This window comes from Streptomyces sp. GD-15H, from assembly GCF_045291515.1.
GTDB lineage: Bacteria > Actinomycetota > Actinomycetes > Streptomycetales > Streptomycetaceae > Streptomyces.
Genome location: NZ_CP149447.1, coordinates 1,382,588 through 1,405,145, shown reverse-complemented (window position 1 = coordinate 1,405,145; position 22,558 = coordinate 1,382,588). Strand labels below are relative to the sequence as shown.

General features: G+C 71.7%; 14 protein-coding genes and 3 pseudogenes. 10 read left to right on the top strand and 7 right to left on the bottom strand.

What is annotated here, in order from left to right:
* Nucleotides 1-10: 10 nt before the first annotated feature.
* From WJ438_RS06860 to WJ438_RS06840, 5 genes and pseudogenes are all read right to left on the bottom strand, one after another.
* Nucleotides 11-1,027, bottom strand: a complete 1,017-nt coding sequence (locus tag WJ438_RS06860; RefSeq protein ID WP_406724406.1) for an HpcH/HpaI aldolase/citrate lyase family protein — start codon at nt 1,025-1,027, stop codon at nt 11-13.
* The gene (locus WJ438_RS06855) at nt 1,024-3,075 is read right to left on the bottom strand and encodes a protein meaA (RefSeq protein WP_406724405.1); all 2,052 of its coding nucleotides are present in this window, start codon (nt 3,073-3,075) and stop codon (nt 1,024-1,026) included. The genes WJ438_RS06860 and WJ438_RS06855 overlap by 4 nt, the downstream gene beginning before the upstream one ends.
* A 10-nt stretch (nt 3,076-3,085) precedes the next feature.
* The gene (ccrA, locus tag WJ438_RS06850; protein WP_406729615.1) at nt 3,086-4,429 is read right to left on the bottom strand and encodes a crotonyl-CoA carboxylase/reductase; all 1,344 of its coding nucleotides are present in this window, start codon (nt 4,427-4,429) and stop codon (nt 3,086-3,088) included.
* A gap of 414 nt (nt 4,430-4,843) precedes the next feature.
* Nucleotides 4,844-5,656 (bottom strand): TetR family transcriptional regulator, encoded by an 813-nt coding sequence (locus tag WJ438_RS06845; protein ID WP_406724404.1) that lies wholly within the window; start codon nt 5,654-5,656, stop codon nt 4,844-4,846.
* A gap of 166 nt (nt 5,657-5,822) precedes the next feature.
* Nucleotides 5,823-7,560: pseudogene (locus WJ438_RS06840) on the bottom strand (3-hydroxyacyl-CoA dehydrogenase family protein).
* Nucleotides 7,561-8,008: 448 nt separating this feature from the next.
* Here WJ438_RS06840 and WJ438_RS06835 point away from each other — a divergent pair.
* Complete coding sequence (locus WJ438_RS06835) at nt 8,009-8,617, top strand: adenylosuccinate lyase (RefSeq protein ID WP_406724403.1); 609 nt, start codon at nt 8,009-8,011, stop codon at nt 8,615-8,617.
* A 139-nt stretch (nt 8,618-8,756) separates the two neighbouring features.
* On the opposite strand, the pseudogene WJ438_RS06830 reads toward WJ438_RS06835, so the two are convergent.
* Nucleotides 8,757-9,698, bottom strand: a pseudogene (locus WJ438_RS06830) (alpha/beta hydrolase); the annotation flags it as partial.
* A 23-nt stretch (nt 9,699-9,721) separates the two neighbouring features.
* On the bottom strand, nt 9,722-9,937 hold the full coding sequence (locus tag WJ438_RS06825; protein ID WP_406724402.1) for an integrase: 216 nt from the start codon (nt 9,935-9,937) through the stop codon (nt 9,722-9,724).
* A 127-nt stretch (nt 9,938-10,064) separates the two neighbouring features.
* Between WJ438_RS06825 and WJ438_RS06820 the strand changes: the two genes are divergently transcribed.
* The 9 genes and pseudogenes from WJ438_RS06820 (at nt 10,065) to WJ438_RS06780 (ending at nt 22,549) form a co-directional block, all read left to right on the top strand.
* Nucleotides 10,065-10,508: an SRPBCC family protein gene (locus WJ438_RS06820; RefSeq protein ID WP_406724401.1), complete on the top strand. Its 444-nt coding sequence runs from the start codon at nt 10,065-10,067 to the stop codon at nt 10,506-10,508.
* 170 nt (nt 10,509-10,678) lie between these two features.
* Nucleotides 10,679-13,249 (top strand): MFS transporter, encoded by a 2,571-nt coding sequence (locus WJ438_RS06815; RefSeq protein WP_406724400.1) that lies wholly within the window; start codon nt 10,679-10,681, stop codon nt 13,247-13,249.
* 117 nt (nt 13,250-13,366) lie between these two features.
* Entirely contained in the window at nt 13,367-15,874 is a 2,508-nt protein-coding gene (locus WJ438_RS06810) for a SpoIIE family protein phosphatase (RefSeq protein ID WP_406724399.1), read from the top strand.
* A gap of 183 nt (nt 15,875-16,057) precedes the next feature.
* Nucleotides 16,058-16,783: pseudogene (locus WJ438_RS06805) on the top strand (class I SAM-dependent methyltransferase).
* 113 nt (nt 16,784-16,896) lie between these two features.
* Nucleotides 16,897-17,730 carry a M55 family metallopeptidase gene (locus WJ438_RS06800; RefSeq protein ID WP_406724398.1) on the top strand — a complete coding sequence of 278 codons (834 nt, stop codon included), beginning with the start codon at nt 16,897-16,899 and terminating at the stop codon, nt 17,728-17,730.
* The gene (locus tag WJ438_RS06795; RefSeq protein WP_406724397.1) at nt 17,723-19,027 is read left to right on the top strand and encodes a M20/M25/M40 family metallo-hydrolase; all 1,305 of its coding nucleotides are present in this window, start codon (nt 17,723-17,725) and stop codon (nt 19,025-19,027) included. The genes WJ438_RS06800 and WJ438_RS06795 overlap by 8 nt, the downstream gene beginning before the upstream one ends.
* 4 nt (nt 19,028-19,031) lie before the next feature.
* Entirely contained in the window at nt 19,032-20,996 is a 1,965-nt protein-coding gene (locus tag WJ438_RS06790; RefSeq protein WP_406724396.1) for a prolyl oligopeptidase family serine peptidase, read from the top strand.
* A complete protein-coding gene (locus WJ438_RS06785; protein WP_406724395.1) occupies nt 20,993-21,928 on the top strand; it encodes an LD-carboxypeptidase in 936 nt (311 codons plus the stop codon). The genes WJ438_RS06790 and WJ438_RS06785 overlap by 4 nt, the downstream gene beginning before the upstream one ends.
* Before the next feature lie 33 nt (nt 21,929-21,961).
* On the top strand, nt 21,962-22,549 hold the full coding sequence (locus WJ438_RS06780) for a GNAT family N-acetyltransferase (RefSeq protein WP_406724394.1): 588 nt from the start codon (nt 21,962-21,964) through the stop codon (nt 22,547-22,549).
* Nucleotides 22,550-22,558 lie beyond the last annotated feature (9 nt).

Below are 22,558 nucleotides of genomic sequence, written 5' to 3'. Positions count from 1 at the left end.
CAGGGCCTTTCTAGTCGGTGGGCGTCTCGAACTTGGAGGTGCGCCGCATGCCGGCGGCGCGTCCCTTGCCGGAGATGACCAGGGCCATCTTGCGGCTGGCCTCGTCGATCATCTCGTCGCCGAGCATCGCGGAGCCCTTCTTGCCACCCGCCTCGGACGTGTAGTAGTCGTAGGCGTCCAGGATCAGCTCGGCGTGGTCGTAGTCCTCCTGGGACGGCGAGAAGATCTCGTTGGACGCCTCGACCTGCCCCGGGTGCAGCACCCACTTGCCGTCGAAGCCGAGCGCGGCGGCGCGCCGGGCGACCTCGCGGTAGCCGTCCACGTTGCGGATCTGCAGGTAGGGGCCGTCGATCGCCTGGAGGTCGTTGGCGCGGGCGGCCATCAGGATCTTCATCAGGATGTAGTGGTAGGCGTCCGCCGGGTAGCCGGGCGGCTGCTCGCCCACCACCAGCGACTTCATGTTGATGGACGCCATGAAGTCGGCCGGGCCGAAGATGATCGTCTCCACCCGCGGGGAGGCCTGCGCGATCTCGTTGACGTTGTTCAGGCCCTGGGCGTTCTCGATCTGCGCCTCGATGCCGATCCGGCCGACCTCGAGGCCCATGGTCTTCTCGATCTGGGTGAGCAGCAGGTCCAGGGCGACGATCTGCTGGGCGTCCTGGACCTTCGGCAGCATGATGCAGTCCAGGTTCGCCCCGGCGCCCTCGACGACGGTGACGACGTCGCGGTAGGTCCACTCGGTCGTCCAGTCGTTGACGCGCACGACGCGGGTCTTGCCGGTCCAGTCGCCCTCGTTGAGGAACTTGACGATGGTGTGCCGCGCCTCGGGCTTGGCCAGCGGCGCGCAGGCGTCCTCCAGGTCGAGGAAGACCTGGTCGGCGGGGAGGCCCTGGGCCTTCTCCAGGAAGCGGGGGTTGCTTCCGGGAACCGCGAGGCAGGAGCGCCGGGGGCGAAGGCGATTGAAGTGGTGTGCGGCGGAGCCACTCGTTGCGAGGGCGGTGGCGGGCGACGGGTGGGCGCTCGTCATGCGGGGACCTCCAGGGGGTCGAGCTTGTTCGCGTTGCGGATCTCGTCGACGATACGGCCGATGATCCCGGTGATGTCGAAGTCCTTCGGGGTGAAGACCGCGGCCACTCCCGCGGCCCTGAGCTGCTCGGCGTCGGCGTTCGGAATGATCCCGCCGGCGATCACCGGAATGTCGGCCGCGCCGGCCTCGCGCAGCCGCTCCAGCACGTCCGGCACCAGCTGGGCGTGCGAGCCGGAGAGGATGGACAGGCCCACCGCGTGGACATCCTCCGCGAGGGCGGCGTCCACGATCTGCTCCGGCGTGAGCCGGATGCCCTGGTAGACCACCTCGAACCCGGCGTCCCGGGCCCGTACGGCGATCTGCTCGGCGCCGTTGGAGTGCCCGTCCAGGCCCGGCTTGCCGACCAGGAAGCGCAGCTTGCCGACGCCGAGGTCACGCGCCGTCACCTCCACCTTGCGGCGGACCCGGGCGAGCGCCGAGCCCTCCTCGGCGGGGACGGCGACCGGTGCCGAGGACACCCCGGTCGGGGCGCGGTACTCGCCGAACACCTCGCGCAGGGCACCGGCCCATTCGCCGGTCGTGGCCCCCGCGCGGGCGCACTCCAGGGTGGCCTCCATCAGGTTGCCGTCGCCCTTCGCGGCCTCCTTCAGCGCCTCCAGCGCCTTGCAGGGACGCGGGTGGTTGAACGGCGGCTGGTAGCGCGTGTCGCGCCAGCGGCCCAGCGCCTCCACCACCCGTGCCTCGACGGCCGGGTCGACGGTCTGGATCGCGGTGTCGAGATCGGCGGTCAGCGGGTTCGGCTCGGTGCCCTCGAAGGCGTTGACACCGATGATCTTCTCCTCGCCGGACTCGATCCGGGCCCGGCGCGCGGCGTGCGAGGAGACCAGCTGGGACTTGAGGTAGCCGGACTCGACGGCGGCCATCGCACCGCCCATCTCCTCGATCCGCCCCATCTCGGCCAGCGACGCCTCGACCAGCTCCGCCACCTTGGCCTCGACCACCTTGGAGCCCTCGAAGAGGTCCCCGTACTCCAGCAGGTCGCTCTCGTAGGCGAGTACCTGCTGGATGCGCAGTGACCACTGCTGGTCCCACGGGCGGGGCAGGCCCAGGGCCTCGTTCCAGGCCGGCAGCTGGACGGCACGCGCGCGTGCGTCCTTGGAGAGGGTCACGGCCAGCATCTCCAGCACGATCCGCTGGACGTTGTTCTCCGGCTGCGCCTCGGTCAGGCCGAGGGAGTTGACCTGGACGCCGTAGCGGAAGCGGCGGTGCTTGGGGTTCTCGATGCCGTACCGCTCGCGCGTGACCTGGTCCCAGATGCGGCCGAAGGCGCGCATCTTGCACATCTCCTCGACGAAGCGGACGCCCGCGTTCACGAAGAACGAGATACGGCCGACGACGTCGCCCATGCGCTCCGGCGGCACCTGCCCGGAGTCGCGCACGGCGTCGAGTACCGAGATCGCCGTGGACATCGCGTACGCGATCTCCTGCACCGGCGTGGCGCCCGCCTCCTGCAGGTGGTAGCTGCAGATGTTGATCGGGTTCCACTTCGGCAGGTGGGAGACCGTGTACGCGATCATGTCCGTCGTCAGGCGCAGACTCGGTCCCGGCGGGAACACGTGCGTGCCGCGGGACAGGTACTCCTTGACGATGTCGTTCTGGGTCGTGCCCTGGAGCTTGGTGATGTCCGCGCCCTGCTCCTCGGCGACCACCTGGTAGAGAGCCAGCAGCCACATGGCGGTGGCGTTGATCGTCATCGAGGTGTTCATCTGCTCCAGGGGGATGTCCTGGAACAGCCTGCGCATGTCGCCGATGTGCGAGACCGGCACCCCGACCCGGCCCACCTCACCGCGGGCGAGGACGTGGTCGGGGTCGTAGCCGGTCTGTGTCGGCAGGTCGAACGCCACCGACAGACCGGTCTGGCCCTTGGCGAGATTGCGCCGGTACAGCTCGTTGGACGCCTCGGCCGTGGAGTGACCGGCGTACGTGCGCATGAGCCACGGCCGGTCCCGTTCCCTTCGCGCCTGCGGCGCGGTCTGACGCTCTGTCATCCGGCAGCCCTCAGATGTTCCGGAAGCGGTTGATGGCGTCCACGTGCTTCGCGCGCTTCTCGTGGTCGCGCACGCCCAGGCCCTCCTCGGGGGCGAGGCACAGCACACCGACCTTGCCCTGGTGGACGTTGCGGTGCACGTCGTGGGCGGCCTGGCCGGTGTCCTCCAGGGAGTACACCCGGGACAGCGTGGGGTGGATCTTGCCCTTGGCGACCAGGCGGTTGGCCTCCCAGGCCTCGCGGTAGTTGGCGAAGTGGGAGCCGATGATCTTCTTCAGGGACATCCACAGGTACCGGTTGTCGTACTCGTGGTTGTAGCCCGAGGTCGAGGCACAGGTGACGATGGTGCCGCCCTTGCGGGTGACGTACACCGAGGCGCCGAAGGTCTCGCGGCCGGGGTGCTCGAAGACGATGTCGACGTCCTCGCCGCCGGTGAGTTCGCGGATGCGCTTGCCGAAGCGCTTCCACTCGCGCGGGTCCTGGGTGTTCTCGTCCTTCCAGAACCTGTAGCCCTCGGCGGTGCGGTCGATGATCGCCTCGGCGCCCATGGCCCGGCAGATGTCGGCCTTCTGCTCGCTGGAGACGATGCAGATCGGGTTGGCGCCGCCGGCCAGCGCGAACTGGGTGGCGTAGGAGCCGAGTCCGCCGCTGGCGCCCCAGATGAGCACGTTGTCGCCCTGCTTCATGCCGGCGCTGTTGCGGGAGACCAGCTGCCGGTAGGCGGTGGAGTTGACCAGGCCGGGGGCGGCGGCCTCCTCCCAGCTCAGGTGGTCGGGCTTCGGCATCAGCTGGTTGGACTTCACCAGCGCGATCTCGGCCAGGCCGCCGAAGTTGGTCTCGAAGCCCCAGATCCGCTGCTCCGGGTCGAGCATCGTGTCGTTGTGGCCGTCGCTGGACTCCAGCTCGACCGACAGGCAGTGGGCGACGACCTCGTCGCCGGGGTGCCAGGCGTTGACGCCGGGGCCGGTGCGCAGCACGACGCCCGCGAGGTTGGAGCCGATGATGTGGTACGGCAGGTCGTGACGCCTGGTGAGCTCGCTGAGCTTGCCGTAGCGCTCCAGGAAGCCGAAGGTCGGCAGCGGCTCGAAGATCGACGTCCACACCGAGTTGTAGTTGACCGAGGAGGCCATGACTGCCACCAGGGCCTCACCCGGGCCGAGTTCGGGCACGGGCACGTCGTCGAGGTGGATCGACTTGCGGGGGTCCTTGTCCCGGGTGGCGAGTCCGGAGAACATCTCCGTCTCGTCCTTGTGCACGGTGATCGCACGGTACGACTCGGGGAGCGGCAGGGCGGCGAAGTCCTCCGACGTGGAGTCGGGCGACTGGATCGCGGCCAGGATGTCCTTGACGGTCACGGTGTTGCCTCCGGCGGTGAGCACCCTGAGGGAGGGGCGCTGAGGGTTACGTCGGTGCTGCTGAGGGTTCGAGGGGATGCCGTCGGTTCGGCGGGGTGGTGCTTCGGCAGCGCTTTGTGGCGCGGGAGGTGCCTGTGACGCAGGCGTCCGGGCGGGCAGGCCTGGGAGAGGCTTGCTGGGACAGCCGACGCACGAAGGGTCTCTGCGCGCCGGCCGCCCGGACTCCTTCAACGTATGGCACGCCGTGACAGTGCGCAAGGCACTGGGTGCCAGAAATCGGTCTCAGATGAAATCTTTACGTGACAAATGAGCGATGATCGATCGAATGGGATCCGGAAGGGCGTCAAAAGGGGCTCTGGCATGGCAAAACGGCCACCCCGTGGGGTGGCCGTCGTCACAGTGGTGAGGGTGCGCTCAGCGCTCCTTCAGGGCCTGTTCGATGGTCCGCATCACCTCGTCGAGCGGGGCGTCGGTGCGGGCGACCGTCACCAGCACCTCACCGTGGGCGGACACCGACGCGGTGGGCGACCTCGGGGGCGCGGTGCGGCGGCCCGCCATGATCCCGCTCCCGAAGGTCTTGCGGACGATCGAGAAGGCGTGGTCGAGTTCCGCCTCCACATCGCCCCGGCCGTCCGCCCTGAGCCAGCGCCGGAGCACGTGGTTGTGCGCGGTGACCACGGCGGACGCCGCGACCTCCGCCAGCAGCGGGTCGTCGCCCGCGTCGTCGTCGTTCGCGTGCTCGTCGAAGTGGCCGAGCAGATAACGGGTGAAGAGACGTTCGTAGCGGGCCACCGACGCGATCTCCGCCTCGCGCAGCGTGGGCACCTCGCGCGTCAGCCGGTAGCGGGCGACCGAGATCTCCGGCCGCGCCGCGTACATCCGCATGACCTCCTTGATGCCGCGGCACACCGTGTCGAGCGGATGCTCGTGCGCCGGCGCGGCGTTGAGCACCGCCTCGGCGCGCACCAGGGTGTCGTCGTGATCCGGGAAGATCGCCTCTTCCTTGGAGCGGAAGTGCCGGAAGAAGGTGCGGCGGGCGACCCCGGCCGTGGCCGCGATCTCGTCGACGGTGGTGGCCTCGTACCCCTTGGTCGCGAACAGCTCCATCGCGGCGGCCGCCAGTTCCCGGCGCATCTTGAGCCGCTGGGCGGCTGCGCGACTGCCTGCGGCACGTTCCTGCGGCTCGGTCGTGGCTGGTGTACGGGCGAACTTGGCGGGCTGGGACATGCCCCGAACGTACTGCATGCGCGCGGCCCACCGCGCGGGACCGGGGGCTCCCCCGCCTTCCGGCGGCGGGGGAGCCGTGCGGCCCGCGGGCGGCGCGCACCGGCCGGGATCCAGCAGCCCGCCCCACTGGGCGTCGCCGCGGAACCAGTCGTCCAGGCGGGGTTGCTCAGCGCTTGGCATATTCGCGGAAGCCACGGCCGGTCTTGCGGCCGAGGCAGCCCGCGGCCACCAGGTGCTCCAGCAGCGGCGCCGGAGCGAGCCCCGGGTCGCGGAACTCGCGGTGCAGGACCTTCTCGATCGCGAGCGAGACGTCCAGCCCGACGACGTCCAGCAGCTCGAAGGGGCCCATCGGGTAGCCGCCGCCCAGCTTCATCGCGGCGTCGATGTCGTCGAGGGTGGCGTAGTGCTCCTGCACCATCTTGACCGCGTTGTTGAGATACGGGAACAGCAGCGCGTTGACGATGAACCCGGCCCGGTCGCCGCAGTCCACGGCGTGCTTGCGGATCGCCTGGCAGACCTCGCGCACCGTCGCGTGGACGTCGTCGGCGGTCAGCACCGTGCGGACCACCTCGACCAGCTTCATGGCCGGCGCCGGGTTGAAGAAGTGCATGCCGATCACGTCCTGCGGACGCGAGGTGGCACGGGCGCAGGCGATCACGGGCAGGGACGAGGTGGTGGTGGCGAGCACCGCACCCGGCTTGCAGACCTTGTCCAGCGCGGCGAACAGCTGCTGCTTGACCTCCAGTTCCTCGGCGACCGCCTCGACCGCCAGGTCCACGTCGGCGAAGTCGTCATAGGTGCCCGTCGGCCGGACGCGCTCCAGGGTCTGGGCGGCGGCCTCGGCGGTCATCCGCCCCTTGTCGACGGAGCGCGCCAGGGACTTGCCGATACGCGCCTTGGCACCCTGTGCCTTCTCGTCGCTGCGAGCGGCGAGGACCACCTCGTCAGCCGGCCTTCGCGAACACCTCGGCGATACCGGAGGCCATGGTGCCCGAGCCCGCCACCCCCACCGAGTGGACTGCCCGGCCCGCGACGGGGGAGCCGCCCGCCAAGGGGGTCAGCGCGTCCCGCACGACGGCGGCACTGCCCGGTTCCTCGTACGTGTAGAAACCACGCCCGGCCTTGCGGCCCGTCAGCCCCGCCTCGCTCAGCTGCTTGAGGATCGGGGCCGGCGCGTGCAACCGGTCGTGGGACTCCGCGTACATGGCTTCCAGGACCGTACGCGCGATGTCCACGCCGATCAGGTCGAGCAGCGCCAACGGGCCCATGGGCAGGCCGCAGCCCAGCCGCATCGCCGCGTCGATGTCCTCGCGGGAGGCGTAGTGCGCCTCGTACATCGTGGCGGCCTGGTTGAGGTAGCCGAACAGCAGTCCGTCGGCGACGAATCCGGGTCGGTCGCCCACCGCGACGGGCTCCTTGCCCAGGTCCAGGGCGAGGTCGGTGACCGCGGTGACGGCCGCCGGCGCGGTCAGCACCGAGGAGACGACCTCCACCAGCTTCATCACCGGGGCCGGGTTGAAGAAGTGCAGGCCCAGCACGCGCTCGGGGCGGGCCGATTCGGCGGCGAGGCGGGTGACCGACAGGGCGTTGGTACCGGTCGCCAGAATCGTCTCCGGCCGCACGACGGCGTCGAGTTCACGGAAGATCTGCTGCTTGATCGCGTACGACTCCGGCGCCACCTCGATCACCAGGTCGGCGTCGGCCGCCGCCGTGATGTCGGTCGAGGTGGTCACGCGGGCGAGGAGCTCCGTGCGCTCCCGCGCGGTGAGCCGCCCGCGCTCCACGGCGCGGGCGGTCGAGGATTCCAGGGCGGCGACGCACCGCGCGGCCTGGGCCGCACTGATGTCGATGCCGACGACCTCGCGGCCGGCCTTGGCCAGGACCTCGGCGATGCCGGTGCCCATCGTGCCGAGGCCGACGACGGCGATGGTCCTGAGCGGGGGCAGAGGAGTGCCGGACTGGGGGACAGGGGAGTGGCCATCGAGGGACTCCAGGAATGAGGGTGACGACGGAAACCGCGCCCGGATGCGCCGAGGGCGCACGGGGTGCGCGCGGAGTGCGGGTGGTGCCGGGCTGCGAGCGCACACGCCCGGTGCCGTCGCGGCGGGCGCGTGCACGCCCGGGAACGGCGGGTCCGACCGGCCCTGTCCCGGGGCCGAGCCGTACTGCGGTACACGAGTACCGAACCGACTGCACTCACCGTGGCCGCGTCACCAGACCACTGTGAGGAGAAACGAAACACGAGTGGGTCACTCGCTCTTCTGAGCCTAACTTGCGGGTAACGAGCGCGCCAGCCCCCTGTGTTTGTGATGTAGGTCCCGATCGGCCCTCCAGGCCCCTAACCTCGGGTGCATGGACGAAGAGTTGCGTTCGCTCACGGAGCGCTTACGGGCCGAGGCGTCCGGATCGGTGGCTCTCGACCGGCTCCTGGCGATCGAGGACCCCGATGCCCTGGCCGCCGTGCTCACCGAACCCGGGCAGCCGCTGTGGGCCAGGGAACTGGCCGCCTTCCGGTTGGGGCTGAGGGGGGACCGGCGGGCCTTCGAGTCCCTGGTGCTCCTCCTCAACCACCGCGACCCCCCGCGCTGCGCCTGCGCCGCGTACGCGCTGGCCCGGCTCGGCGACCCGCGCACCGCCCGCGCCGCCGCCGCGCTCGCCACCAACGAACTGCGTGTCGCCTACGCCCTGCACCCGGTACGCCTGCTGGTCGAACTGCGCGCCCCGGAGGCGGTGCCCGCCCTGATCACCACCCTGCGGCGCCGGCTGCGCCCCCACGACCCGTACCGCCGGGTCGCCCTCGCGTGTGTGGACGGGCTGGGTGAACTCGGCGACGCCCGTGCCGAGCCCGTCCTGAACGAGGCCCTCGCCCACCCGGCGCTGGCCGAGGCGGCGGTCCACGCCCTGGCCCGGATCCCCCGGCAGCGCCGGGCACCCGGCCCACGGATCCCCGGCCAGAGGTAGCCGGGCCGGCCGAGGGCCGCCGGAGGGCGTCGTCAAGGGCGGGAGTGCTGGCCGGCTCACCCATGGCTCCATGGCGGGCCGGGGGTCTGCCGACTCCCGTCCCGACGACGGCCTGACGGCCCGACGCGTCGTCAGGCGCTCAGCTGCGGAAGCCGAGCAGGCCGTGCAGGGTCGAGCCGCGTGACGTGGTCGGCGCCGCCTTCGACGTCCGCGGCGTCGGGGCGGGCAGGGCATCGCATACCGCGTCGGCCTGACCAGGCCCGCGTGGCACGGTCCCGTCGGTCGGATACGCCGCCGGATGCTCGTCGAGGCAGGCGTTGCCGCTCAGCGTGACGCCGTGGTTGCCACCGCCCTCCTCGACCACCAGGCTGGAGCGGGCGAGCAGAGGGTGGACCGTCGCACCGCCCCGGTACGGGGTGGCCGCGTCGTCGGTGGCCTGGAACAGCAGCGCCGGTGGCAGCTTCCCGTTGGCGATGTTCACCGGCCGCAGCGACCGGGCCGGCCAGAACGCGCACGGTGCGTTGTACCAGGCGTTGTTCCAAGCCGGGAACGACGCCTCCTCGTGCGCCTCCCAGTGGTCCTTGCGCCACTGCCGCCAGTCCCGCGGCCAGGACGCGTCCCGGCACTCGACCGCCGTGCAGATGCTGTAGCCGTTGTCGCCGGCGGCGCCGATCGCGCCGAAGTCCTCGTACGTCTGGATCAGCGGCTCGGCGTCGCCGTCGTTCACGTACGCCGCGAACGCCTCCGCCAGGCAGGGCCAGTAGCCGTTGTCGTAGCCGCCCGGGAGGAAGGTGTCCTCCAGTTCGGCGGCGCCCACCTTGCCGTCGGCCGGTTCCATGGCCAGGGCCGCGCGCATCGCGTACCACTTGGCCTCGATCTTCTCCGGATCGATGCCGAGCTTGTACGTGTCGTCGTGCTCGGCGATCCAGCCCATGAGGGCGCGGTGGCGGTCGTTGAAGGCGTAGTCCTGGTGCAGGTTGGACTCGTACCACACCTCGGTGGGGTCGATGATCGAGTCCAGGACGAGGCGCCGCACCCGCTCCGGGAACAGCTCGGCGTACACGGCGCCCAGATACTCGCCGCGCCTGCCGCACCACGGGTTGGTCAGACCGCTGGTGCGAGGGGACGTCCGATCCAACGGATGCCCTTCTCGTTGCGGATGCGGGCGCGTTCCTTGCGCTGGGCAGCGAGTACGTCGGGGCGGCGGGCGTGGGCGTTGCGCAGGCGGAGGTAGCGGTGCAGGGCCGGGGTCTCTCCCAGCGCATGACGTCTCCTCGGCAACACTGGCCCACAGAGCGGAACAAACGTTCCCTTGATCATGTGAACGGCATCTTCGGTCACACTCCTGATCACTTCCGGACCCCCGATTTGGGGGGTCGGGTGAGGGGGTGGTTGGCTTGCACCGACCGCTTGAGCACTCTGAGAACTCATGTCCTGGAGGAAAACGATGGCGCAGGTCGAGGCCACTACGGAGCGGATCGTCGCGGCGGACGCGGAGACGGTGTTCGATGCCATCGCCGACTACAGCGGCACGCGCGCGAGGCTGCTGCCCGAGCAGTTCAGCGAGTACGAGGTCCGTGAGGGCGGCGACGGAGAGGGCACCCTCGTCCACTGGAAGCTCCAGGCCACCAGCAAGCGCGTCCGCGACTGCCTCCTGGAGGTCACCGAGCCGAGCGACGGCGAACTGGTCGAGAAGGACCGCAACTCCTCCATGGTCACCACCTGGCGCGTCACACCGGCCGGAGAGGGCAGGTCCCGAGTCGTCGTGACCACCACCTGGACGGGTGCGGGCGGCATCGGCGGCTTCTTCGAGAAGACCTTCGCGCCCAAGGGGCTCGGGCGCATCTACGACGCGCTGCTCGCCAAGCTGGCCGCCGAGGTCGAGAAGTAGCCGTCGTCTCAAGAAGCCGGTGACGAGGGGAGGTTGGCTCCCGGGCGGCTCTCCTCACCGGTTCGAGTGATCTCCATGCCGACCTTCCGTATGCCGTAACTCGTCGCGCTTGCTCGTGGTTGTCGCTTTTACGCGGGAATTGTGTGGCAGCGCGACGAGGGGAGCGGCACGTGGGCGACACCGGCGGGATCACTCTGACGCAGGACGAACCGGCCACGGCGGCGGCCCCGTCGGCCGAGCGCCCGCCTCCGGAACGGGTCCACGCACCGGGCTCCGGCCCGGAGCCCGGACCGGGTCCGGGGCCGGGCCCGGAGCACCGTTCTGAATACGGCCCGGAGTACGGCGCGGAACCCGGTGAGGAGACCCATCAGGGCCCGGAAGGCCCCGTGTTGGGCCGGATCAGGGTGCGGCTGGTGTTCTTCGCGCTGATGCTGGCGCTGCTGCTCGCCGCCCTCGAGCAGATGATCGTCGCCACCGCGTTGCCGAAGATCGTCGGCGAACTGCACGGCCTGGACCGGATGTCCTGGGCGATCACCGCCTATCTGCTCACCGCCACCATCGGACTGCCGATCTACGGCAAGCTCGGCGACCTGTTCGGACGCAAGGGCGTCTTCCAGTTCGCGATCGTCGTCTTCGTCGTCGGCTCCGCGCTCGCGGGCCGGGCACAGACCATGGACCAGCTGATCGCCTACCGCGCGGTGCAGGGCGTCGGTGCGGGCGGACTGATGATCGGTGTCCAGACGATCATCGCGGACATCGTGCCCGCACGGGAACGCGGCCGGTTCATGGGCCTGATCGGCGCCGCCTTCGGCCTCGCCTCGGTCGCCGGGCCGCTGCTCGGCGGCTACTTCACCGACCATCTGTCGTGGCGCTGGTGTTTCTACTTCAATGTCCCCCTCGGCATCGTGACCCTGGTCGTCGTCGCCCTGGTGCTGAAACTCCCCAAGCCCTCCGCCAGAGCCCGTCTGGACGTCCTCGGTGCCCTGCTGCTGGCCGCGGCCTCCACCTGCCTGGTGCTGCTGACCAGTTGGGGCGGGACCGAGTACGCCTGGGACTCGCGCGTCGTCCTCGGCCTCGGCGCGGGCGGGGCGGCGGCCACCGTGCTCTTCCTCGTCGTCGAGCGCTTCGCCGCCGAACCCCTCATCCCGCTCCGGCTGTTCAGGGACTCCGTCTTCAACGTCACCGCTCTGGTGGGACTGGTGATCGGCGTCGCCCTGTTCGGCGCGGCCAGCTACCTGCCGACGTACCTGCAGATGGTCGACGGGGCCACGGCCACCGAGTCGGGCCTGCTGATGCTGCCCATGATGGGCGGCATCGTCGGCGCCTCCCTCGTCTCCGGGCAGCTCATCAGCCGCACCGGCCGCTACCGGCGCCACCCCCTGCTCGGCGCCGCCCTCTCCATCGCCGGCATGTGGCTGCTGTCCCGCCTCGAACCCGACACGCCCCGGCTGCACTACAGCATCTGGATGGCCGTCCTCGGCGCCGGCATCGGCATGGTGATGCCCGTACTGGTCCTCGCCGTGCAGAACTCCGTACGCCCCGGCGACCTCGGCACCGCCACCAGCGCCAACAACTACTTCCGGCAGATCGGCGGCAGCGTCGGCGCCGCGGTCTTCGGCACCCTCTTCGCCGGCCGTCTCACCGACGCGCTCGCCGAGCGGCTCCCCGCGGGGGAGGGCGCGGGGCTGCCCGACGCCGAGTCGATCACCCCGCAGCTCGTGCACGCGCTGCCGCCCGCACTGCGCGACTCCTACATCCAGGCCTACGCCGACGCCATGCCGCGCATCTTCCTCTACCTGGTGCCGGTGCTCGTCCTCGGCCTGCTCATCACCTTCTTCCTCAAGGAGAAACCCCTGGTGTCCCACTACGCCCCCACCGCCGGCCCGGCAGCGGAAGCACCGCACATGACGGCGCCCGTGTCGCAGGCCCTCCCCCACCCTGCGGGCGGGGGGACCCCCACCTCGCTCCGCTCGCCGCACGCCGCGGGCATCGCCGTCTGCGGCACCGTCCAGCATCCGGACGGGACCGTCGTACCGCGCGCCGCGCTCACCCTCATCGACGTCGCTGGTCAGCAGATCGGGCGGGGCGCGAGCGGCGCCGACGGGCGGTACGCGCTGGCCACGCCCGGCCCTGGGGCGTACGTCCTGATCGCCGCCGCGGGCGGTCACCAGCCGCAGGCGGTCTCGGTGACCGTCGGCGAACGGCCTGTCGAGCTGGACGTCGTCCTCGGGGGCGCGGGCCGTCTCGCCGGCTGTGTGCTCACCGCCGACGGCTCGCCCGTGCGGGACGCCATCGTGACCCTGACCAACGTCCACGGCGAGGTCGTCGCCACCACCCGCAGCGGCCGGGAGGGCGGCTACGAGATCACCGAGCTGGTGGCCGGTGAGTACACCCTCGCCGCGAGCGCGCCCGCGTTCCGCCCGGCCGCGCTCCCCGTCACCGTCCAGGCGGCCCGGGAGACCCGTCAGGACGTCGAGCTGGCGGGCGGCGCAGTGCTGCGCGGCACCGTGCGGGCCGGTGGCGGACGGGCCGTGGAGGACGCGCGCGTGACCCTGCTGGACGCGGCGGGCAACGTGGTCGACACCCTCACCACCGGGCCGGACGGGACCTTCCGGTTCGTCGACCTGTCGTCCGGCGAGTACACCGTCATCGCCGCCGGCTATCCGCCGGTCGCGACCGTGCTCCAGGTCGCCGGGGGAGGCCGCACCGAACGGGACCTGCAACTGGGGCACGAGGACTGACCGCGGGCCGAACCCGGTGGGCAATTCCCGTATTGCCGCACATCGCCACCAGCCGTGGCCGTACGGTGGTGACGGCGGTACAGATCTTGGGAGCCATGGGGAGAGAGGGCCTGGGCCATGGACCGTGGCACCAAGCGGGACGCGTCGGCCGACCATGGAGCAGAGGACGGCACGGTGACCGGGGACCTCGGCGCCGGCCGTATCCCGCTGGCCGTCGTCGTGGTGGACCGCGACGGGCTTGTCTCGCACTGGAGTACGGGAGCACGGCGCCTGTTCGGGCTCGCCAAGGGCGATGCCCTCGGTCGCTCCGCCGTCGATCTGCTGCCCGTCTCCGGTGCCCTCCCCGACGGCGGCGAGGAGGAGGGCGGGACAGCCGCCCGGCACGATCCGTACGGTTCGCACGAAGCCTGCGACGGTCTCGGCCCTGGTCTCGAGTTCTCCCTCGACCAGGGCCTTTCCTATCCGGCCGCGGGCCGTGCCCGCCTTGCTGCCACCGCCGCCGGGTCCGGGTCCGGCCGGGTCGACGTGCTGTGGTGGGCCTACCCGCTGGTCGGCCCCGGGCACGAGCGGCTGCTGGTGCTCGCCGCCGACGCGGAGGCGCTGCACGGCGAGGAGACGGAGGTGTCCGAGCGGATCGCCCCCGGATTCGCCCTGCACACCGACTTCCCCGGCTCCGCGGACCTGGCCCGTCGGCTCCCCGAGATCCTGCCCAGCATGAGCGTCGGGGAGAGCGCCCGCATTGTCGCCCAGATCCTCGAACTGGGCTACCCCATACTGGAGTTCAGTCAGAACGACCGGGTGCCCGTCACCCCCGACTGGGGTGTGCCCCGGCGCGCCGAGCGCAAGGCGCGCCGTGAGCGGGCGGCGCGGGCCCGTGCGGCCGGCGAGCCGGTGCCCGAGGAACTGCGGGACGACGGCGAGGACCTCGAGTACGCCGCCGTCCGTGAACACCTGGAGTTCCTCAAGGAGGTCAGCTCCCGGATCGGTACCTCCCTCGACCTGTCGCGGACCATCGTCGAGGTCAGCGAGGCCGTCGTGCCCCGCTTCACGGACGTCGCGTGCACCTATCTGCGCGAACAGGTCGTCGCCGGCGAGGGGTTCGACGAGGGCGTGCCCGACACCACCACCATGTGGCACCGGGTCGCCCTGGAACACACCGACGAACCCGGCCGCTGGGACGACGTCGTGCCCGTCGGCGAGGCCATGCCCTTTCCGGCCCACACCCCGTTCTTCCAGTGCATGACCACCGGCGAGCCCGTCCTCGTGCCGCGCATCAGCGAGGAGATGGGGCACGCCGTCGCCTCGCAGTTCGAGAAGCGCGACCTCCGCCCGCTGATCACCGGCCGTTCCATGCTGGTCGTGCCGTTGAAGGCGCGCGATGTCGTCCTCGGCTTCATGGTCCTGCTGCGCCACCCGGAGCGGCCGGTCTTCAACGACATGGACCGGGTGACCGGCGCCGAACTCGCCGCCCGCGCGGGCCTGGTGCTCGACAACGCGCGCATGTACACGTACCAGGAGAACGTCGCCGAGACGCTCCAGGAGAGCATGCTCCCGCACATCCCGCCGCGCATGGCGGGTTGCGACATCGCCACCCGTTATCTGCCGGGCACCCTGCTCGGCCGGGTCGGCGGCGACTGGTTCGACTCGGTGAAGCTGCCCGGCGCCCGCACCGCGTTCGTCGTCGGCGACGTCATGGGGCACGGCCTGAACTCGGCCGTCACGATGGGCCAGTTGCGTACGGCCGTGCAGACCATGGCGGGGCTGGACCTGCCCCCCGCGCAACTGCTGCGCCATCTCGACGACCTCGCGCAGCGGCTCGGCGACACCCACCTGGCGACCTGCCTGTACGCCGTCTACGACCCCATCGCGAACGATCTCCACCTCGCCAACGCCGGGCACATCCCGCCGGTCCTGGTCCGCGCGGCGGACGGCCGCAGCGAACTGCTCGACCTGCCCACCGGCGCCCCGATCGGCGTCGGGGGGGTGCCCTTCGAGGCGGTACGCGTGCGCGTGGAGCCCGGCGACCGGCTGGTGATGTGCACGGACGGGCTGGTCGAGGTGCGCGGCGAGGACATCGGTGTCGGCCTCGCCACGCTGTGCGAATCCGCCGCCCACCCGGCCGCGTCCATGGACGATGCCTGCGACACCATCATCCGCGCCCTCGCTGCGACGTTCTCGGAAGCGGGGCGCGGCGGCCGCAAGGACGACGTGGCCCTGCTGATGGCACGCCTGAGCGGCATCGAGCCCGACCACGTCGCCGAGTGGCGGCTCGTCCCCGACCCGTCGGAGGTCGCCCGAGCCCGCGCCATGGTCCGCGAGCAGTTGTACGAGTGGGGTCTGGGCAAGCCGGCCGACCATGCCGAGCTGATGGTCAGCGAACTCGTCACCAACGCCGTACAGCACGCCCACGCCCGGCCCGTCGCCCTGCGCCTGGTCCGTGGCGACACCCTGCTGTGCGAGGTCGAGGACGACGACCACGAACTGCCGACGCTGCTCGACGTCGAGCCGATGGACGAAGCAGGGCGCGGACTGCGCGTGGTCAGCACGCTCGCGCGGGAGTGGGGCACCAGCCGGACCACGTCCGGCAAGACCGTGTGGTTCGAACTGGCCCTGCCCCGCCGCTGAGCCGACGCGAGTGAGTGCAGACCGCCCGTGCGTGAGGGCTGTCGCTGACGCGCACGACGGCGGACCGGCCGCGGACGAGGCGTGAAGGAATGCGCCGCGTGCCTGTCCGCGCGTCCCGGCGCGCGATACACCGTACTGGTCCGTCACACGGGCGGGTTCGCTTCACGCCCTGGGGAGTTGGGCATGGGCGTGACCAGTCGGTACCGGGCGGCCTGGGAGGGTTTCTGGCGTGAGTCGCCGTACGAGCGGGGCGCCGTGTTCTGGGACGCTGAACCCGCCCTGACCGTCGTCCGCCACCTGGCCCTGTTCGAGCCGTATCTGTCCGACCCCGGTCTGCCCCTGGTGGACCTGGGCTGCGGCAACGGCACCCAGACCCGTTTCCTCGCAGACCGTTTCCCGTAAGTTCTCGGCGTCGACCTGTCCGCCGCCGCCCTGGAGCACGCCCGCACGGCCGATCCGGCCGGCCGGGCCGTATACCGGCGGCTGGACGCCGCGGGGAAGGGCGAGTCGCAGGGGCTGCACGCGGAGTTCGGCGACGTCAACGTCTACATGCGGGGGGTGCTGCACCAGTGCGAGGCCGACGACCGGCAGCCTGTGGCGGACGGCATAGCCACCCTGCTCGGCGAGCGCGGCCGTGCCTTCCTCGTCGAACCCTCCGAGGCCGCCGGGTTCGTGCTGCGCGACCTGGTGACCTCGTCCTCCGGGCCGCCGCCCAAGTCGGCGCCGGTCTTCCCACACGGCATAGCCCCCGGCAAGGTGGCGGACGGCGCGGTACCGGAGTTTCTGACCGCGGCCGGGCCGACCCTCCTGGCGACCGGCACCCTGCCCCTCACCACCACCGAGTACGGGCCCGACGGCACACGCATAGAACTGCCGTCCGCCTGGTATGTGACGGGTCGCGCCACATGACGTAGCGGTCGGCGGAGGTGTGGGCCGGAGCTTCCGTTCCGTCATTGGTCTGGCCCGGTGAGAGTTTTCCACAGGCCTGGCCGCGCTTCGGCAGCACGACGTAGCGTGAGCGCATGAAGATCCTCATCAGCGCGGACATGGAGGGCGCCACCGGTGTCACCTGGCCCGCCGACGTGCTGCCGGGCACACCGCAGTGGGAGCGCTGCCGATCGATGTTCACCTCCGACGTCGACGCCGCCGTACGGGGCTTCTTCGACGGCGGCGCCGACGAGGTACTGATCAACGAGGCGCACTGGAGCATGCGCAACCTGCTCCTGGAGCGGCTCGACGAGCGGGCCGAGATGCTCACCGGGCGGCACAAGTCGCTGTCCATGGTGGAGGGCGTGCAGCACGGCGACGTGGACGGCATCGCGTTCGTCGGTTACCACGCGGGAGCCGGCATGGAGGGCGTCCTCGCGCACACCTACCTCGCCAACTCCATCACCGGAGTGTGGCTGAACGGCGAACGGGCCAGCGAGGGCCTGCTCAACGCGGCCGTCGTCGCCGAGTACGGGGTGCCGGTGGTCCTGGTCACCGGTGACGACGTGGCCTGCGAGGACGCCCTCGGCTACGCGCCGGAGGCGCTGAAGGTCGCGGTCAAGGACCATGTGTCGCGGTACGCGGCCGTGTGCCGCACGCCCGCCAGGACGGCCGCCGACATCCGGGCCGCGGCGAAGGAGGCCGCCGCGCTGGCGGTCCGTCAGGAACCGCTGGCAGCAGGCCCCTTCACCGTCGCGGTGGAGTTCGACGCCGAGCATCTGGCGATGGCCGCCACCGTGGTGCCGGGCGTGGCTCGCACCGGCGAGCGGAGGGTGGCGTACACGAGCGGAACCATGCACGACGGGATCCGCACCTTCAAGGCGGTCACCACGATCGCCTCGGCCGCGGTGGAGGAGCAGTATGGCTGACGCACGTGCCCTGGACGAGGTGGTGACGTTCACCTCCGAACTCATCCGGATCGACACCACCAACAGGGGCGGGGGCGACTGCCGGGAGCGACCCGCCGCCGAGTACGCGGCGGAGCGGCTGGCCGGGGCGGGCCTGGAGCCGGTGCTGCTGGAGCGCACCCCCGGCCGGACCAACGTCGTCGCGCGCCTCGCGGGCACCGACCCGACGGCCGACGCGCTCCTCGTCCACGGTCACCTCGACGTCGTACCGGCCGAGGCCGCCGACTGGAGCGTGCACCCGTTCTCCGGCGAGGTACGCGACGGAGTGGTCTGGGGGCGCGGCGCCGTCGACATGAAGAACATGGACGCGATGATCCTCGCCGTGGTGCGGGCCTGGGCACGGCAGGGCGTGCGGCCCCGGCGCGACATCGTGATCGCGTTCACCGCGGACGAGGAGGCCAGCGCGGAGGACGGCTCCGGGTTCCTCGCCGACCGGCACGCGGCGCTCTTCGAGGGCTGCACCGAGGGGATCAGCGAATCGGGCGCCTTCACCGTCCACGACGGCACCGGCCGGCAGCTCTACCCGATCGCGGCGGGGGAGCGCGGCACGGCCTGGCTGAAGCTGACCGCGCGCGGGCGGGCCGGGCACGGCTCCAAGGTCAACCGGGACAACGCGGTGGCCCGCCTCGCCGCCGCCGTCGCGCGCATCGGTGAGCACGAGTGGCCGCTGCGGCTCACCCCGACCGTCCGTGCGGCGCTCACCGAACTCGCCGCCCTGTACGGTGTCGACCCCGACCTCTCCGACGTGGACACGCTGCTGGGCAAGCTGGGCCCGGCCGCGAAACTCGTCGAGCACACCCTCCGCAACAGCAGCAACCCGACGATGCTGGACGCCGGTTACAAGATCAACGTGATTCCCGGGCAGGCCGTGGCCCATATCGACGGACGGTATCTGCCCGGCGGGGAGGACGAGTTCCGCGCCACCCTGGACCGGCTCACCGGGCCGGACGTGGACTGGGAGTTCCAGCACCGCGAGCCGGCCCTCGAGGCGCCGGTGGACTCGCCGACGTTCGCGCGGATGCGGGCCGCGGTGGAGGAGTTCGCGCCCGAGGGACACGCCGTGCCGTACTGCATGTCCGGCGGCACGGACGCCAAGCAGTTCTCCCGCCTCGGCATCACCGGCTACGGGTTCGCCCCGCTGAAACTGCCGGAGGGCTTCGACTACCAGGCCCTCTTCCACGGAGTCGACGAGCGCGTCCCGGTCGAGGCGCTCCACTTCGGTGTCCGCGTCCTCGACCGGTTCCTGCGGACGGCCTGAGCGAATGGGGGAGACGGTGCAGACCCTGCCCTACGGCGAGTGGCCCTCGCCCATCGACGCGGCCACGGCCGCGGCACACGACGGAAGCCCCGAGTTCGTGGGGTTCGTCGGGGACGAGGTGTGGTGGACCGAGCCCCGGCCCGCCGAGGGCGGCCGGCGCACCCTGGTGCGTCGGCACTCCGACGGCACGGAGGAGTCCGTGCTGGCGGCGCCGTGGAACGTGCGCAGCCGGGTCGTCGAGTACGGCGGACGGCCCTGGGGCGGGTTCGTCCGCGACGACGATCCGCTCGTGGTGTTCGTGAACTTCGCCGACCAGCGCCTCCACCGCTATGAACCCGGCGGCGAGCCGCGTCCGCTGACCCCCCTCTCCCCGGTGGGGCAGGGGCTGCGCTGGGCCGAGCCGACACTGCTGCCGGACCGCGGCGAGGTGTGGTGTGTCCTGGAGGAGTTCACCGGCGACGGACCGAGCGAGGTGCGCCGCGTCCTGGCCGCCGTACCGCTGGACGGCTCGGCCGCCGAGGACCGCGGCGCCGTCCGCGAACTCACCGACGACCGCCACCGGTTCGTCACCGGACCGCGCCTCTCACCCGACGGGCGACGCGTCGCCTGGCTGGCCTGGGACCATCCCCGTATGCCGTGGGACGGCACCGAACTGCGTCTCGCCGAGGTCGCACCCGACGGCACCCTGTACGACGCCCGCACCGTGGCCGGCGGCCCCGGAGAGTCGATCGCCCAGGCCGACTGGACGCACGACGGCCGGCTGCTCCACACGAGCGACCGCACCGGCTGGTGGAACCTCTACCTTGACGGCGAACCGGTCTGCCCGCGCGAGGAGGAGTTCGGCGGACCGCTGTGGAAGCCGGGGTCGCGCTGGTTCGCCCCGCTGGACAGCGGCCTGATCGCCGTCGTGCACGGCCGGGGCGCTGCCGCGCTCGGCATACTCGACCCCGAGACGGGCGAGGTCGTCGACGCCGTCGGGCCCTGGACCGAGTTCGCGCCCACGCTCGCGGCGCACGGCGAGAGGGTCGTCGCCGTCGGAGCCGGACCCCGCAGCGGCCACGAGGTGGTGGAACTGGACCCCCGCACCGGCAGGACCCGGGTGATCGGCGCCCCGCACACGGACGCCGTGGACCCCGCCCACTACCCCGACCCGCAGATCCGCACCTTCACCGGTCCGGACGGCCGCGAGATCCACGCCCACGTGTACCCGCCGCACCACCCCGACTGCGTCGCGCCGGAGGGCCGGCTGCCGCCGTACGTGATCTGGGCGCACGGCGGACCCACCGGCCGGACACCCCCCGTGCTCGACCTGGAGATCGCCTACTTCACCTCGCGCGGCATCGGCGTCGTGGAGGTCAACTACGGGGGTTCCACCGGATACGGACGCGCCTACCGCGACCGGCTGCGCGGGCAGTGGGGCGTGGTCGACGTTGAGGACTGCGCGGCCGTCGCGCTCGCCCTCGCCGAGGAGGGCACCGCCGACCGCGACCGGCTCGCCATCCGCGGCGGCAGCGCCGGCGGCTGGACCACGGCCGTCTCCCTCACCACGACCGACGTCTACGCCTGCGGCACCATCCTCTATCCGGTGCTCGACCTGACCGGCTGGGGCCCGGGGGAGACCCACGACTTCGAGTCCGAGTACCTCGAGAGCCTCATCGGCCCGCGCGCCGAGGTCCCCGAGCGGTACGCCGAACGCTCGCCCGCCGCGCACGCCGACCGGCTCACCGTCCCCTTCCTGCTGCTCCAGGGCCTGGACGACGTCATCTGCCCTCCCGTGCAGTGCGAGCGGTTCCTGGCCCGGCTGGAGGGCAAGGGGGTGCCGCACGCGTATCTCACCTTCGAGGGCGAGGGACACGGCTTCCGGCGCACGGCCACCATGGTGCGAGCCCTGGAGGCGGAACTGTCCCTGTACGCCCAGGTGTTCGGTTTGACGGTGCCGGAAGTGCCGGTACTGGAACTCACCGAATGAGCCGGGCCGAGCCGTTGCTGCGGCCGCCCCGGCCCGGCCCCGGTGCCCGGGTGGCCGTCGTCGCACCCAGCGGACCCGTGCCGGAGGAACGGCTCCAGGCCGGGCTGGACGTGCTGCGCGGCTGGGACCTCGACCCGGTGATCGCCCCCCATGTCCTGGACCGGCACCACGACTTCGACTACCTCGCCGGCACGGACGCCGACCGGGCCGCCGACCTGCAGTCCGCCTGGTGCGACCCCGCCGTGGACGTGGTGATGTGCGCCCGGGGCGGCTACGGCGTCCAGCGCATGGTCGACCTGCTCGACTGGCCGGCGATGCGGGCCGCCGGGCCGAAGGTGTTCGTCGGGTTCAGCGACATCACCGCCCTGCACGAGGCGTTCGCGACCCGGCTCGGCCTGGTCACCCTGCACGGGCCGATGGCGGCGGGCATCGACTTCGTCAAGAACGCACGCGCGCAGGATCACTTGAAGGCGACCCTCCTCGCCCCGGAGACCGTCCTCACCCTCACCTCCCCCGACGGCACCGCGCTGGTCCCCGGCCGGGCACGCGGCGTCACCCTCGGCGGCTGCCTCGCCCTGCTCGCCGCCGACCTCGGCACTCCGCACGCCAGGGACTCCGCGCGCGGCGGACTGCTGTGCCTGGAGGACGTGGGGGAGGAGCCGTACCGACTCGACCGGTACCTGACCCAACTCCTGCGGGCCGGATGGCTCGACGGGGTGTCGGGGCTGCTGCTCGGCTCCTGGGCGCAGTGCGAGCCGTACGAGACGGTGCGGGGCCTGCTCGCCGACCGGCTCGGCGGACTGGGTGTGCCCGTGGCCGAGCGGTTCGGGTTCGGTCACTGCGACGGGGCGCTCACCCTCCCCTTCGGCGTCACGGCCGAACTCGACGCGGACGCGGGCACGCTGACACTCGACGAACCGGCGCTCAGCTGAGCGTGCCCACCGTGCCCGGCGTAGGGTGGCACCGTGCCGCACACCGCCTCCCGCCACCTCGCCGAGGGCTCCCGCGTGGGGATACGCCACTTCACCCACGCGGACAGCGCGGAGTTCACCGCCCGCGCCCGGGAGAGCACGGCTCTGCACCACCCCTGGCTGTTCCCACCGGACAACGCCGCGGCGTACTCCGCGTACGTGGAGCAGCTGATCCAGGACCCCGCCAAGGCTGGCTTCCTGGTCTGCGAGAAGGCCGCAGCCTCCGGCGAGGACCCGGGCGAGGGCCCTGCCGACGGCTCCATCGCCGGGTTCATCAACATCAACAACATCGTCCACGGCGCGTTCCGGAGCGGCGCCCTCGGCTACGGCGCGTTCGCGCACGCGGCGGGGCGCGGACTGATGCGCGAAGGGCTGGACCTCGTCGTGCGGCACGCGTTCGGGCCGATGCGGCTGCACCGGCTGGAGATCAACGTGCAGCCCGCCAACGCCGCCTCCATCGCCCTGGCCCGCAGCTGCGGATTCCGCCTGGAGGGCTTCTCACCGGACATGCTCTTCATCGACGGGGCCTGGCGCGACCACGAACGCTGGGCGCTCACCCAGGAGATGCGAAGGCCCCGCTGACCGCCGCCC

Coding starts and splice junctions, on each gene's coding strand:
- WJ438_RS06825 (WP_406724402.1), bottom strand. CDS start 9,937: ATGATCAAGGGAACGTTTGTTCCGCTCTGTGGGCCAGTGTTGCCGAGG.
- WJ438_RS06790 (WP_406724396.1), top strand. CDS start 19,032: ATGGGGGAGACGGTGCAGACCCTGCCCTACGGCGAGTGGCCCTCGCCC.
- WJ438_RS06800 (WP_406724398.1), top strand. CDS start 16,897: ATGAAGATCCTCATCAGCGCGGACATGGAGGGCGCCACCGGTGTCACC.
- WJ438_RS06785 (WP_406724395.1), top strand. CDS start 20,993: ATGAGCCGGGCCGAGCCGTTGCTGCGGCCGCCCCGGCCCGGCCCCGGT.
- WJ438_RS06860 (WP_406724406.1), bottom strand. CDS start 1,027: ATGACGAGCGCCCACCCGTCGCCCGCCACCGCCCTCGCAACGAGTGGC.
- WJ438_RS06810 (WP_406724399.1), top strand. CDS start 13,367: ATGGACCGTGGCACCAAGCGGGACGCGTCGGCCGACCATGGAGCAGAG.
- WJ438_RS06855 (WP_406724405.1), bottom strand. CDS start 3,075: ATGACAGAGCGTCAGACCGCGCCGCAGGCGCGAAGGGAACGGGACCGG.
- WJ438_RS06845 (WP_406724404.1), bottom strand. CDS start 5,656: ATGTCCCAGCCCGCCAAGTTCGCCCGTACACCAGCCACGACCGAGCCG.
- WJ438_RS06795 (WP_406724397.1), top strand. CDS start 17,723: ATGGCTGACGCACGTGCCCTGGACGAGGTGGTGACGTTCACCTCCGAA.
- WJ438_RS06820 (WP_406724401.1), top strand. CDS start 10,065: ATGGCGCAGGTCGAGGCCACTACGGAGCGGATCGTCGCGGCGGACGCG.
- WJ438_RS06835 (WP_406724403.1), top strand. CDS start 8,009: ATGGACGAAGAGTTGCGTTCGCTCACGGAGCGCTTACGGGCCGAGGCG.